The sequence below is a fragment of the Viridibacillus arvi genome, assembly GCF_001274945.1.
Lineage (GTDB): Bacteria > Bacillota > Bacilli > Bacillales_A > Planococcaceae > Viridibacillus > Viridibacillus arvi.
Window position 1 is genome coordinate 37,620 of the sequence record NZ_LILB01000009.1, and the last position, 13,911, is coordinate 51,530.

Genomic DNA, 13,911 nt, shown 5'->3' on the forward strand with positions numbered 1-13,911 from the left:
TATAGATCAAGCATCCATTTCGAAATGGATGCTTTTTAGCGTTTAGAGTAAAGTGGGTGTAATTTGTATGTCTTTCGTGATTGTAATAAATGGTTTCATATTTATTTAAAGAAATATGAGAATATTGGTAAGTTGTGATCGTTGTATATAGTGAAAAAGCTTTTTCAATTCAAAAAGGAGATCATGCCATGAGAGTTTCAGAGAAAAATTTCGTTAAACGATTAAAGAAGCAAGATGAAGCTGCACTTGAATATGTTATCGATACGTATATGCCTTTTATAAAAGCAATTGTTTATAAAGTTTTACAACCCCTTGGGAAAGTTGATTTAGTCGAAGAGTGTGTGAGCGATGTTTTTTTATCAGTATGGCAAAATACGATGCAATTTAAGGGTGATGCAATCGAATTCAAAAAATGGATTGGTATGATTGCAAAGTATAAAGCCATTGACCAATATCGAATATTAGAGAGACAACAAGCGAGAGAGCAGGCGCTTGATGGGACAGATAATCTAGCCTCAGGAAATCTTATACAAGATCAGGTTTTGCAGCGTGAAGAGAGAAACGAATTACTGTTTGAACTAAGTAAACTAGAAACTGTAGACAGAGATATATTCACAATGAAGTATTTCCTAGAGATGGCGAACGGCGAAATAGCAGACGCTCTTTTTATATCAAAAGCAGCAGTTGATAACCGCTTATACCGTGGGAAGAGAAAGCTAGCGTATTCCTTAACAAAGAGTTTGGAGGAGCGATGGACATGACAGATCAATATAAGAAGTGGGCAAATTTAAATGTTGAAGATATTGAACCAATGGATGTAACGGATATTGAAAAGGCTCGTATGAAGCAGCGTATTATTAATAAAAAAGCAACAAAAATTAAACGTCCTGTCTGGCGTATTGTCTCAGTGGCGTTAGTGATATTAGTTGCAAGTGCGACAACAGTTAGTTTTGCAATTCCGAGTGTAGCATCGCAATTCCCATTTATTAAAGGTATCGTCAATTATTTTACTTCAGATAATGATAAGTTGTATGAACAATATGTAGATTACGCAACAGATATCGAGCAATTAGAAATGAGTAATGGTATTACGATGATGATTGAAAACGCTGTATTTGACGGTAATACGATTACAATTACTTACGCATTAGAAACAGAGCATGATTTAGGGGGGAATCCAAGAGTCGGACAGTTCATCGACGTTGAAGGTAGTGTTGCAATTGGGGGAATAGATTCACTTCAACAAATTAGTCCAACAAAATATGTCGGACTAGCACGTGTAACCCCAACATTCAAAAAAGGTCTAGAAAAAGTTCAAGTGCAGTGGTCTCCTAAAAGTTTCACAAATGATATAACAGATGAAACGATTAATGGAGACTGGAAGTTTAATTTTGAACTAAAGAAAATTCAAGATGAAATTCAGTTAGTTAATCAATCTATGACAGATGCAGGCATGACATTAATTATTAATGAGATTCGTAAAACGGATGTTTCAACGATTATTAAGATGAAACAAATTACTGAATCGAGATTATTAAAAAAATGGCATTTGGCAAGCCCTACTCTTGTAATTCGTGATGATGTCGGCAATGTGTATCAAGTTGTAGATAATGGTGGTTCAAGTATGGATAATGGTGCAACTGCTGAATGGAGTCAATCAATAGGAGTTATTGATAAAAGGGCTACAAAACTCTACATTGAACCGACCATGATTTTGAGCTTAGGAGAAGCAAAGGGTAGCGAGAAATATAAAATGAAAACAATTGAGATTTCACTTGATTAAATAATTTTATAAATGTACAAAAGTAAGAATCCACTTCGATTAATTATGAAGTGGATTTATTTTTATTTATTGCCTAATAATTTTTATCTCCGAAACATAAATTATAATATTGCAAAAACTAATCTAATTAGTTATTATAGAAATAGAGTTAGTTTTTTAGAGAAGGAGCTTGATAAATGATGAGAGTTACGAAAATTGGAACCGTATTTCAATTATCTTTTATGCCAAGAATATTTCCGGTTAATTGTTATTTAGTGGAGGAGGAAAATGAACTTACATTGATTGATGCAGCCCTACCTTTCAGCACAAAGGGGATAATAGATGCTGCCAAGAGTATAGGTAAACCAATAACAAGAATTGTACTTACCCATGCACACAATGATCATATAGGTGCACTAGATGCGCTAAAAGAATTGTTACCCAATGCTCAAGTAAGTATTTCTTCTAGGGATTCCCTATTATTGGATGGGAATTCTACCTTGTTACCGAGTGAAAAAAACACACCAATTCGTGGTGGGCTTCCAAAGAACATTAAAACCAAACCGGATTTATTATTAGAAGATGGAGATCGTATAGGTTCATTAGAAGTGATCGCGACTCCAGGTCATACACCAGGTTCCATAACTCTTTTTGATACACGTAATCGTAGTCTTATTGCAGGTGATGCTCTCATTACTAGAGGCAAAGTTGTAGTGTCAGGTTTAATGAATCCTTTATTTCCTTTCCCAGCTTTAGCTACATGGGATAAACACATTGCTCTTGAAAGTGCAAAGAAATTAATTGGTTATAAACCAAGTCTACTTGCTGTGGGGCATGGCAATATGCTGGAGCAACCTAGGACTAAAATGGAGCAAGCAATAGCCGAAGCAGAATTGAAATTTTAATAAACTAAATAGGAAGTGACATTGAAATGGCTCGCCGTATGAAATTAGATTTATCAATTATTTTAGAGAAAACAACAGAACTAGTTGACGAGAATGGGGTAGATAAACTTTCACTAGGATCGTTAGCAGAGAAATTGGGGGTACGACCACCTTCTTTGTATAATCATTTTGAAGGATTAAATGGATTGAAGCAGAAGTTAGCCATACATGGTGTTGAAAAACTACATGAATATATGCTACAAGCAGCAGTAGGAAAAGCAGGTGACGATGCAGTACGTGCAGTAAGTGAGGCATATATTCAATTTGTCAGAACTCATCCTGGGCTGTATGACGCAAGCAATCGTTTTGCTGATACTAACGATATAGAATTACAGCGTGCCCAGGAGTCAGTCGTAAAGCTGGTTGTGCAAGTTTTACAAGCCTACAATTTAAACGATGAAATGGCGATTCATATGGTTAGAGGATTGCGAAGTATTTTACATGGATTTACATCTATTGAACATATGGGTGGCTTTGGAATGCCACTTGATATTGATGAAAGCTTTTTAATTCTCATCAATACTTTTATAGAGGGAATTCATTCCATTATAAGTAAGGGGTAAACAAGATGAATAGTATGCAAGCAAACTCAACATTTACATTAATAGAAGCTAGTGAAAAGCCCTTCAGTGAATTTGAAGGAGGACCTAAACTTACAAAAGGAAATTTCAAAATGGCCTATGTAGGTGAACTTCAAGGTGAAAGTATTTTACAAGAGCTAAAATGTTATTTGGCTGATGGTTCCGCTACAGTTTTTGGTTTTGAGCAGTTCACGGGAAGTTTAGGTAATCGCTCAGGAACTTTCGTATTAGAACATGTCGGTAAATTTGAAAATGGTGTACTTACCTCAAAACGCAATGTTGTGATAGGTTCAGGTACTGGAGATTTAAATGGTCTCAAAGGTGAGGTGAATTTCCAGACTGGTAGTGCTGAACAATTCGCAATCACATTAGAGTACAGCTTTGAGTGAGAAGCTGTATTTGAAAGGCCCCTTAAAGCATTTTTTTACATGTTTCTATAAATTTTGTTACGAGTGGGCTTTGTTTCTCATTTTTTCTTGTACATATAGCAATTTTATGTGTCACATGGATACCTTGGACATAAACTCTAGCTAATTGATTATTTTCTACATAATCACGTACAACAAGAGATGAAATAAAATTAGCGCCGTAACCAGCCATTACTGAGCGAATAGTTTCATTTAATCCGTTAAATTGCAAAGCGACTTTTGGTGGCTTCACTTGGTAGGTGTGACATAATGCAAAAAGGTGGTCTCTCATTGAGCTACCTTCTTCACGCATAATAAAGGGTTCCTTAACCATTTCACCTAAAGAAATGCTCTGATTGGCATATGGATGTTGAGGTGAAACAACAAACCAAAGCTCATCTTCAAATAATTCTTCCCATTCTACCTCTTCTGGTCTTTCTGAAATACCTCCACCATAAATAGCAACATCTGCTTTATATTGCTTTAGTTGCTCAAAGGCTTCTTTAGTATTTGTTGTTGTTATGACTAAATTGATATCTTCATTTGCAGATTTAAAATTTGCTGCCCATTTTGGAATTAAGAAATTAGCTGGCAGATAGGTAGCTGCTATATGAATTGTCCCAGTTTTGGCAAGACGATAGTCTTCAATAAATGATTCGATATGTCCTTCAAATGAAAAAAAATTCTTAGCTTTTTCCGCTAATTCCTCTCCAAATTCCGTTAAAATTACACCTCTGCCCTGTTGCTTAAATAATTGAATTCCTATTTCATATTCGAATTTTTTAATCTGGCTAGAAACGGCAGGTTGACTGATTCGCAATAATTCAGCTGCTTTAGTGAAACTGCCAGTCTGTGCAACTTGGTGAAACAACCTAAGTCCATGTATATTCATATGTCCCTCCAACTTATAAATAAAAGTTATAGATAAGTAAAAATAATATATTTTTTTTATGGTTTCCTCTAATATACACTAAATCTGTAAGCATGAAAATATGAATAGGAAATGGGGTAAAAATTATGGGGAATGACTTGATTTGGAATGAAGTGGATGAGTATTTTATTGAAAAACTAATACCATTTGATTCAGCTCTGGAGCGTGTTTTACATGTAAATAAAGAAGCGGGCTTACCTGAAATCGATGTAGCTCCAACTCAAGGAAAGTTATTGTATTTATTAGCTAAGATTAAAGGGGCAAAGAATATATTAGAAATTGGTACACTTGGTGGATACAGCACCATATGGCTTGCACGTGCATTACCTGAAGACGGAAAAGTGTATACGCTAGAGGCGGAAGAAGAACATGCAAAAATAGCGGAACGGAATATTAAGCAAGCAGGGTGTCGGGATAAAGTAGAAGTAATTGTAGGTAAGGCACTTGACACATTGCCAAACATAAAAGAAAAAGGAATAGCCCCATTTGATTTAATCTTCATTGATGCAGATAAACCCAATAATCCGTATTACTTAAAATGGGCATTAGAGCTAGCTATGCCAGGGGCAATTATTATTGCAGATAATGTAGTGCGTGATGGAGAGGTAATTAACGAGACAAGCGAAGATGAACGAGTACAAGGCATACGCCAATTTATAAGCTTATTAGAAAACGAACCTAGAATTGAGTCTACGGCTCTTCAAACAGTAGGATCAAAAGGGTATGATGGTTTTGTGATTAGTGTTGTAAAATAAGCGTTAATTTTTAGTATGGATTGGTTAAGCTGAGCATCAATCAAGATTCATTATTTACAGATTTTGTATCGTGTTTTATGTTGTATGTATTTTATTTAGTGCACTTTAGAAAAGAAAATGCTCAAGGGGACTAGTAGAGGTTAGTGAGGTATTTACAATACAATTAAGGCGACATTTCTTCATATTGAAGAAAATGTCGCCTTTAGATTTGCAATTATTATCAATCTTACATTTTAAATTTGTTAACCAAATCCTGCAATTCAACCGCAAGATTGGACAATGATTTTGTAGAAGATGAGACTTCTTGCATCGCTGCTAACTGTTCTTCGGTTGTTGCAGCTACTCTTTGAGAATGCTCAGAAGCTTCTTTTGTAGCATGTGAATTATTGATGACAGTAGCAGCAACTTCTTGAGCACTTGCAGACATTTCCTCTACAGTAGCAGCCATATCTGTTACTTTTTCTTTCATATTTTCTAGCTCACCGACGATTTCTTTAAAGCTTGTATCGGTTTTGCTGACAATATTTAGCCCATCTTGTACTTCAACCTTAACATGATTCATGGACTCCGTTGAGCGAGACATGTTAAGCTGGATATCTTTTATTAAATTTGAGATTTGCTTAGAAGATCTTTGAGATTGTTCCGCAAGTTTTCGAACTTCCTCTGCAACTACTGCAAATCCTTTACCATGTTCGCCAGCACGTGCGGCTTCGATAGCAGCGTTTAAAGCTAGTAAATTTGTTTGATCTGCGATATCAGTAATTACTTTAGAAATTTCGCCAATCTCATTTGAGCTTGAATCAAGTAATCGTAGCACATCGCCACTTTCATTCACTTTTTGATTGATTGAGTTAATTTGTTTTACTGTTTGTTCAACGTAAAGATTACCTTGTTGCGCTTGAGTCATAATCATTGCACCGACCTCAGAAACATCTGCAGCATTTTCGGCTAGATTTTGAATGGCTAAAGTTACTTCTTCAAGTGATTGAGCACTTTCTTGTAGGCTATTAGTGCTTTCTTCTGAGCCGTTTGCGATAAGTTGAATTGAATTTGTTATTTCTTCTGTTGCTTTGCTTGTTTCCTCTGCGATAGCCGTTAATTGTTCTGATGATGCTGCCACATGTTCTGTTGACTGATTGATTTGGCTGAGAAGCTCTTTCATAGTGGATTTCATAGTATTAAAATCATTCGTTAGTAGACCAATCTCATCATTTGTATTAACTTTCACATCGTCCCCAGAAAAATCACCAGAAGCTGTTCGATTTAGTTCGTGGCTAATTTGAATAACTGGCTTCGTTAATCTTATAGAGAAAAAGTAGGCAGCGATAATCCCTATGATTACAGCTAAACCTCCAATAATGCCAGTTGTGATCGCCACTTTTGAGGCACCGTCATTAAATTCCTTTTCAAATGATTTTGCGGCAACTGTCCATCCCCAATTAGGTTCTTTCTGAGCATAAGCTATATTTCCTTCAATTTTATTGGTTTTTGCATTCAGCCATTTGTAAGTAAAATAACCGCCCTTTTCTCCAGTCTTCAAAAGTTCTTTCCCGATGAATACACCATCTTCTGTTTCTGTATTCATGAGTTCTGCACCTTCGTTTCGAGGATCCATCACGTTAACAGCGTTCTCGTCGACAGCATAAACAAAACCGTTACCTCTGATTGTATGTTCTTCTTTAATTGGTCGTATATTGTCGGCGTCTTTTTTTCCGTATAATTCAACTCTTAATTTTTCTTGAGCTTCTTCCAGTGTCAGATTTCCTGCTTCAACTTCCTGATTTAATAGAGCAATCATAGCAATAACCATATTTGTACTTTGCTGTAGTTCCTCTTTACCAGAAGCAGTTAATTCCTTTTTTGAAGTAGAGTATGTACTGATTCCGATGATTATTGTGGGAATAATCAGTAGAAGCGTGCAAAGTATTATTAATTTTCTTTTAAGTGATATTTTGATTTTTTTCATGATTCATCTCCGGGGAAATTTTTTATTTTTACTACCAATATTGATTTAATTCTTCCTATTTGTAAGCGCAATATAGGTATCATCTGTATCGACATTTTTTCTTAATTGTTAATTAATTTTGCGGGTTTATGGATATAAAATAATTGGAAATGGGTAATTGGTTTTAACAATTGTCTAATTGTCTGTACAGAGCAATGTTGCAATATTAAATTTTCGTATGTCTGCGAAAGTAAGGAATAATCAATTAAAAATAGCGCAACCTAACTTTACTGACACATAAAAAGGAGGAATTAAATTGAGTAAAATTTTACAACTATCTATGGTGGTACTGCTTATGGGTTCTTTAGCTGCATGTGGGACGAGCAAGACTTCAAATGAAACGGCCACAAATGAAACAGCTAAAGAGGAAACGACGAACAAAGGTAATGAAACCGTTAAGGAAGAGGAGACAACTACAGAAAAAACACCAACTAATAATGAACATAAATTAGAATTGGCAGATGACGTTGCAGATAAAATTGCTGAAATGAAGGAAGTAGAAAAAGCAAATGTTATTGTAACGAATAAAAATGCTTATGTAGCGGTTACGCTGAAAAAGGGCGTAAACGGTGACAAAGCGGTTGAGGATAAGATTGCAGACCAAGCAAGAGCTGCAAATGCTGAATTCAAAAATGTATATGTGTCGTTGAATCCTGATTTTGTTAAGGAAATGACTCAATATGGGGAGAAAATCAGAGCGAATGAGCCGGTTGAAGGATTCTTTGAAGAATTTTCAAACACGGTAAAAAGAGTATTCCCTAATGCTCATTAAGTATAACTGTATGGAAGTAATTTAAGGATCAAGGACGTAAAGCTTGTTTTGATGCTTCTATTCAAAACAAGCTTTTTCTTTTTGCAAAAATGTTGAAGTGGAAATCGATAACCGACACCCTTTGAGTACATGGAAAGAAATAATCTATAAACCAATCTGTTGACAACATAAAAAATCTCTGTTAAATTTATCTTAAATTCAAGATAAATGAATTCGAGATAATTGTATTCTTCGAAAGGAGAAAAATTTAATGCAAATAAATAATAATCTCAAAGCACTGACAGTATTACTTCGAGCATCACAGTCTGTTCAAGATGTTGTGAGAAAAGACATGCAACAGTATGGTTTAAATCAAACCGAATTTGCAGTCTTAGAATTGCTTTATCATAAGGGTGAACAGCCTATACAACATATTGGTAAAAAAATTTTAATTGCAAGTAGTAGCATTACTTATGTTGTAGATAAATTAGAGAAAAAAGAGTTAGTACGTCGAAGAGCTTGCCCTAATGATCGTCGAGTAACTTATGCAACGATTACTGAATTAGGAAAAGTATTTATGGATACCACGTTTCCTAAGCATGAAAAGAAAGTCAATGCTATTTTTGAAGAACTATCAGAACAGGAATTAGAGGTTTTCATTGATCTTCTTAAGAGAATTGGACTTCACGCAAAGGATATATAAATTTTTTTAATCATATATCTCGAAATCGAGATATATTGTGTAGATAAACGAAATATAATTATGGAGGAATATAATATGAACCATTTAAAAGGAATACATCACGTAACAGCTATCACCAGTAGTGCAGAAAAAAACTACGAATTTTTCACATATGTTCTAGGGATGCGTTTAGTGAAAAAAACAGTTAACCAAGACGATATTCAAACGTATCATTTATTTTTTGCAGATGACAAAGGAAGTGCGGGAACTGATATGACATTCTTTGATTTCCCTGGCATTCCTAAAGGAGTACACGGTACAAATGAAATTTCAAAAACGTCATTCCGTGTTCTTAGCGATACAGCATTAGATTATTGGGTAAAACGCTTTGAACGATTAGAAATAGCACATACTGGTATTATTGAACAATTTGGAAAAAAGACTCTTTCTTTTGTAGATTTTGATGATCAGCGCTACCAACTAATTTCGGATGAGAACAATGAGGGAGTTGCTAGTGGTACACCATGGCAAGATGGACCTGTTCCTCTAGAATATGCAATTACAGGATTAGGACCAATCTTTATCCGTATTGCTAATTTTGATTACTTTAAAGAAATGATGGAAAAGGCACTAGCATTTAAAGAAATTGCTCAAGAAGGGTCATTCCACTTGTTTGAAGTTGGTGAGGGAGGTAACGGCGCTCAAGTTGTTGTAGAGTACAATGCGATTCTTCCTCAAGCGCAACAAGGATATGGATCGGTTCATCACACTGCATTCCGCGTAGAAGATCGCTCAGTTCTAGAAGAGTGGATTCAACGTATGGAAGGTTTCGGATTTAATACGTCAGGCTACGTTAATCGCCATTTCTTTGAGTCATTATATGTAAGAGTTGCACAAGGGATTTTATTTGAGTTTGCAACAGATGGTCCTGGCTTTATGGGAGATGAACCGTATGAAACACTTGGAGAAAAGTTATCGTTACCTCCATTTTTAGAACCAAAACGTGAGCAAATCGAAAAACTAGTTCGTCCAATCGATACAGTAAGAAGCACAAAAGAATTTATAAAAGAGTAACAGAAAGGCAAGTATTTATTTTATGAGGTGAAAGAATTGGGTATTATGGATAAGTTGTTTGGAAAAGCTAATAAAAATACAGAAGAAAATTTAGGAGGAAACGAAATGTTGAAAATAGGTATTGTTTTAGGAAGTACACGTGAAGGTCGAGTAAGTCCACAAGTAGGAGAATGGGTGAAAGGCCTTGCTGATCAACGTGGAGATGCAGAATATGAAATCATTGATATCGCAGATTTTAAATTACCGTTTTTAGGGGATCCAAATGGTGATACTCAAGGAATTAGCGGTTGGGCGGAGAAAATTAATGGTTGTGATGGATTCGTATTTATCGTGCAAGAATACAATCACAGTATTACAGGCGCATTAAAAAATGCATTAGATTTACTACGTGCTGAGTGGAACAACAAAGCAGCAGGTATCGTAAGTTATGGTTCAGTAGGCGGTGCGCGAGCAGCAGAACATTTACGCGGAATTCTTGGGGAATTATTAGTTGCAGATGTTCGTGTACATCCTGCATTATCATTATTTACTGATTTTGAGAACGGTAGTGTATTCAAGCCAGCCGACGTTCAAGCGGCATCTGTTAACGATATGCTAGACCAAGTCATTGCATGGAGTGGCGCATTAAAACCTTTACGTAAATAAAAGAAATGATAGCAGTAAAAGGAGGGAATAAAAAATTCCCTCCTTTTTTAACAACTAAAGTCAATCAAATGATAAGTTCAATTACTTGATTTTCCATCAATTGCGTAGTAAAGTGATAACAAGAACAACGATTCGGAGGAAAAAAACATATGCGTAATAATACAATGGGGTCATTAATCTGGCTGCGTTTAATGCGTTTTACGAATCAAAGTAATCAAATGTCTAATGACTTTTTAAAACGTTTTGATTTAACAACCGCTCAATTTGATGTACTAATGCAAATTCGTATATATCAGCCCCTTACACAAAGTGAGTTAGCTGAGAAGGTAACAGTTACGCAAGGTGGTATTTCGCGTATGCTAGCACGTCTTGAAAAAGAAAATTACATTGTACGTAAACAAGATTGGAAAACAAAAACAATTAACCTAACTGCAAAAGCGGAAGCTATTTTAGATCAAGCAATGCCAGAGCAATTAGCATTTCAAACTTCATTTTTTGATGATGTATTAGATGAAGAAGAACAAAAAACTTTATATAAATTAATGACCCGGGTTCATAAGTATAGCCAAAAAAGAGAATTACCGTCTGAGTAATTTTTTTTGCATCATCATTTGACTAGTCAAGTTAAGAGGAGGAACAACTTTGCATACAATTTCTGGACATCATCATATTTCGATGATTACAAAAAATGCTCAATTAAATAATCAATTTTATCAAAAAGTATTAGGGCTACGTAGGGTGAAGAAAACGGTTAATCAGGATGACCCCAGTATGTATCATCTTTTTTACGGAGATTTAACGGGTAGTGCTGGAACGGAGTTATCGTTCTTTGAAATGCCTATTGCAGGAAGAACAGTTCGCGGTACAAATGCAATTACACAAATTGGTTTACTTGTTCCATCATTTGAAAGTCTTGAGTATTGGCAAAGACGCTTTGAGCTATTGGATGTAAGGCATGGAGAAATTACTAGTTATGCCGGCAGAGATGCGTTACATTTCGAAGACTTTGAAGGCTTACGAATGATTCTAATAAATAATAATGGCGAAGAAGTCCCTGAAAAATGGTCAGAATGGCAAGATTCTATCGTCGAGCCAAAGCATCGAATTTTAGGGATGGGTACAGTAGAAATAACGGTACGATACTTAGAACGTTTAGCGAAAACTTTAAAGGATACGTTTGGCTACGTAGAAGTAACGCGTTCTGAAACAGAAGCAATATTTCAATCTAAGGCTGGACAGTCATTTGGAGAGATTGTTGTTAAACAACAGGAAGGGCCAAGTGAAAAACCAGGTAAAGGGAGCATTCATCATCTAGCAATACGTGTAAAAGACGAAAATGAGTTGCGCTATTGGGATGAAGTTATAAAAGAACGAGGCTTCCAGTCAACAGGGATTGTAGACCGTTTCTATTTCCAAAGCTTATACTTCCGCGAATCAAATGGGATATTAATTGAAATTGCGACAGATGGTCCTGGTTTCACTGCAGATTCGACTGTAGAAGAGCTCGGGGGGAAATTAGATTTACCACCGTTTTTAGAAGAAAAACGTTCAGAAATAGAAGCAAAGTTAGTACCACTTGATTAAAAGGAGCGAATGAAAATGGAAAAGTATCGTATTGATAAAGATAAAGGGATTGAATTTGGTTTATATTCGATTGGGGATCATTTAATGAACCCTCATACAGGTACTTTGATAAGTGCTGAACAGCGTATTCATGAATTGATTGAAGCAAGTAAGCTAGCTGATGAAGCGGGACTTGATGTATTTGCAGTTGGTGAAAGTCATCAACAGCATTTTACAACACAAGCACATACTGTTATTTTAGGTGCAATTGCTCAAGCAACAAAAAACATTAAAATTGCTAGTTCTGCAACAGTATTAAGCACTTCTGATCCTGTACGTGTATATGAAGACTTTGCCACACTAGATTTAATTTCAAAAGGGCGAGCAGAAATTGTTGCTGGTCGTGGTTCACGTGTTGGAGCATATAGTTTACTTGGATATGATGTCCGTGATTATGAAGAATTATTTGAAGAAAAGATGGAGCTTCTATTGAAGTTAAACAATGAGGATAAAGTAACGTGGGAAGGACAGTTCCGTGCACCGCTAAAAAGTGCTTCCATTTTACCTCAACCCGAGGGTGGACATATGCCGATTTGGCGTGCAGTAGGTGGACCACCTGCTAGTGCAATTAAAGCTGGATATGCTGGTGTACCAATGATGCTGACAACACTTGGTGGTCCTGCTATTAATTTTAAAGTTTCTGTTGATGCGTATAGAGAAGCAGCTGAGCGTAGTGGTTTTGATCCTGCGACGTTACCAATTGCGACAACAAGTCTTTTTTACACAGCCGAAACTACTCAGGATGCACTTCGTGAGTACTATCCACACGCTAATTCAGGCATGCTTGCTTTACGTGGTGGTGGCTATCCAAAACAACAATTTGCTCAATCGACTGATTATCGTGACGCATTAATGATTGGTAGCCCACAGCAAATTATTGAAAAAATGCTCTATCAATATGAATTGTTTGGGCAACAGCGTTTTATGGCACAAATAGATTTTGGTGGCGTACCATTCGATAAAATTGCGAAGAACATTGAACTTATTGCAACGGAAATATTACCTGCCGTTAAGAAATATACAGCGAAAAAATAAGGAGTGTATATGATGAAAGTTGTAGGAATCGCAGGCTCTAATGTAGGGTCAAAAACAAGAACAGCTATGGATTATACACTTAAAATAGCTAGAGAAAAATATCCGGATGCAGAAGTAACGTTAGTAGATCTTGCTGAATATGAAATGGTCTTTAGTGATGGGCGAAATTATTGGGACTACGAAGGAGATACAAAATATGTAACAGAAACAATAATGGCGGCAGATGCAATTATTATTGGTACACCGACATTCCAAGCGTCTATCCCAGCTACATTAAAAAATATCTTTGACTTGCTACCAGTTAATGCTTTCCGAGATAAAGTGGTAAGTATGCTTGTAACAGCAGGCACAGCAAAGCATTACTTAATGTTGGAGCAGCAGTTAAAACCAATATTAGCTTATATGAAAGCACATATCGTCCAAACATATGTATTTATAGAAGAAAAAGATTTCCACAGAAAAGAAATTGTAAATGATGATGTCCTTTTCCGCTTAGAGCGGTTAATAGATGACACAGTACAGCTTGTGGATGCATATGCAGAAATTCGTAAAGCAAAAGATGTAGAATACGATTTTTAATAAAGTTAATTGTATATTAAACTAAAGTACTTTAAATAAAATAATCAATTTTCGGAAGTCCTCTGTAAAACATTAAGTGTTTTATAGGGGATTTCTTTTTTGAAAGAGAATTTTCATGCCGCTATAAAGTTTATTGA

At 35.8% G+C, this 13,911-nt stretch carries 16 protein-coding genes; 14 read left to right on the top strand and 2 right to left on the bottom strand.

What is annotated here, in order from left to right; all coding sequences use genetic code 11:
- Positions 1-188: 188 nt before the first annotated feature.
- From AMD00_RS21345 to AMD00_RS21365, 5 genes are all read left to right on the top strand, one after another.
- Positions 189-761, top strand: a complete 573-nt coding sequence (locus AMD00_RS21345; protein ID WP_053419024.1) for a sigma-70 family RNA polymerase sigma factor — start codon at positions 189-191, stop codon at positions 759-761.
- Complete coding sequence (locus AMD00_RS21350) at positions 758-1,783, top strand: DUF4179 domain-containing protein (RefSeq protein WP_053419025.1); 1,026 nt, start codon at positions 758-760, stop codon at positions 1,781-1,783. The genes AMD00_RS21345 and AMD00_RS21350 overlap by 4 nt, the downstream gene beginning before the upstream one ends.
- A 179-nt stretch (positions 1,784-1,962) precedes the next feature.
- Positions 1,963-2,667 (top strand): MBL fold metallo-hydrolase, encoded by a 705-nt coding sequence (locus AMD00_RS21355; protein ID WP_053419222.1) that lies wholly within the window; start codon positions 1,963-1,965, stop codon positions 2,665-2,667.
- A 26-nt stretch (positions 2,668-2,693) separates the two neighbouring features.
- Positions 2,694-3,269: a TetR/AcrR family transcriptional regulator gene (locus tag AMD00_RS21360; protein WP_053419026.1), complete on the top strand. Its 576-nt coding sequence runs from the start codon at positions 2,694-2,696 to the stop codon at positions 3,267-3,269.
- A gap of 5 nt (positions 3,270-3,274) precedes the next feature.
- Positions 3,275-3,676 carry a DUF3224 domain-containing protein gene (locus AMD00_RS21365; protein WP_083446334.1) on the top strand — a complete coding sequence of 134 codons (402 nt, stop codon included), beginning with the start codon at positions 3,275-3,277 and terminating at the stop codon, positions 3,674-3,676.
- Positions 3,677-3,698: 22 nt separating this feature from the next.
- On the opposite strand, the gene AMD00_RS21370 is transcribed toward AMD00_RS21365, so the two are convergent.
- Positions 3,699-4,586 (bottom strand): LysR family transcriptional regulator, encoded by an 888-nt coding sequence (locus tag AMD00_RS21370; protein ID WP_053419027.1) that lies wholly within the window; start codon positions 4,584-4,586, stop codon positions 3,699-3,701.
- A gap of 125 nt (positions 4,587-4,711) precedes the next feature.
- Here AMD00_RS21370 and AMD00_RS21375 point away from each other — a divergent pair, with 125 nt between their 5' ends.
- Positions 4,712-5,380 carry an O-methyltransferase gene (locus AMD00_RS21375; RefSeq protein ID WP_053419028.1) on the top strand — a complete coding sequence of 223 codons (669 nt, stop codon included), beginning with the start codon at positions 4,712-4,714 and terminating at the stop codon, positions 5,378-5,380.
- 226 nt (positions 5,381-5,606) lie between these two features.
- Here the strand turns inward: AMD00_RS21375 and AMD00_RS21380 are convergent, their stop codons facing one another.
- Entirely contained in the window at positions 5,607-7,346 is a 1,740-nt protein-coding gene (locus AMD00_RS21380; RefSeq protein ID WP_053419029.1) for a methyl-accepting chemotaxis protein, read from the bottom strand.
- Positions 7,347-7,641: 295 nt separating this feature from the next.
- Here AMD00_RS21380 and AMD00_RS21385 point away from each other — a divergent pair, with 295 nt between their 5' ends.
- From AMD00_RS21385 to AMD00_RS21420, 8 genes are all read left to right on the top strand, one after another.
- A complete protein-coding gene (locus AMD00_RS21385; protein ID WP_053419030.1) occupies positions 7,642-8,157 on the top strand; it encodes a YhcN/YlaJ family sporulation lipoprotein in 516 nt (171 codons plus the stop codon).
- A 250-nt stretch (positions 8,158-8,407) separates the two neighbouring features.
- Positions 8,408-8,839, top strand: a complete 432-nt coding sequence (locus tag AMD00_RS21390) for a MarR family winged helix-turn-helix transcriptional regulator (RefSeq protein WP_053419031.1) — start codon at positions 8,408-8,410, stop codon at positions 8,837-8,839.
- Positions 8,840-8,914: 75 nt separating this feature from the next.
- The gene (locus tag AMD00_RS21395; RefSeq protein WP_053419032.1) at positions 8,915-9,892 is read left to right on the top strand and encodes a ring-cleaving dioxygenase; all 978 of its coding nucleotides are present in this window, start codon (positions 8,915-8,917) and stop codon (positions 9,890-9,892) included.
- Between the two features lie 105 nt (positions 9,893-9,997).
- Positions 9,998-10,537 carry an NADPH-dependent FMN reductase gene (locus tag AMD00_RS21400; RefSeq protein ID WP_211258689.1) on the top strand — a complete coding sequence of 180 codons (540 nt, stop codon included), beginning with the start codon at positions 9,998-10,000 and terminating at the stop codon, positions 10,535-10,537.
- Positions 10,538-10,686: 149 nt separating this feature from the next.
- Entirely contained in the window at positions 10,687-11,130 is a 444-nt protein-coding gene (locus AMD00_RS21405; protein WP_053419034.1) for a MarR family winged helix-turn-helix transcriptional regulator, read from the top strand.
- A 49-nt stretch (positions 11,131-11,179) separates the two neighbouring features.
- Complete coding sequence (locus tag AMD00_RS21410) at positions 11,180-12,121, top strand: ring-cleaving dioxygenase (protein ID WP_053419035.1); 942 nt, start codon at positions 11,180-11,182, stop codon at positions 12,119-12,121.
- Between the two features lie 15 nt (positions 12,122-12,136).
- Complete coding sequence (locus AMD00_RS21415) at positions 12,137-13,195, top strand: LLM class flavin-dependent oxidoreductase (protein WP_053419036.1); 1,059 nt, start codon at positions 12,137-12,139, stop codon at positions 13,193-13,195.
- A 12-nt stretch (positions 13,196-13,207) separates the two neighbouring features.
- Positions 13,208-13,774: an NADPH-dependent FMN reductase gene (locus tag AMD00_RS21420; RefSeq protein ID WP_053419037.1), complete on the top strand. Its 567-nt coding sequence runs from the start codon at positions 13,208-13,210 to the stop codon at positions 13,772-13,774.
- The last annotated feature ends 137 nt before the right edge of the window (positions 13,775-13,911 follow it).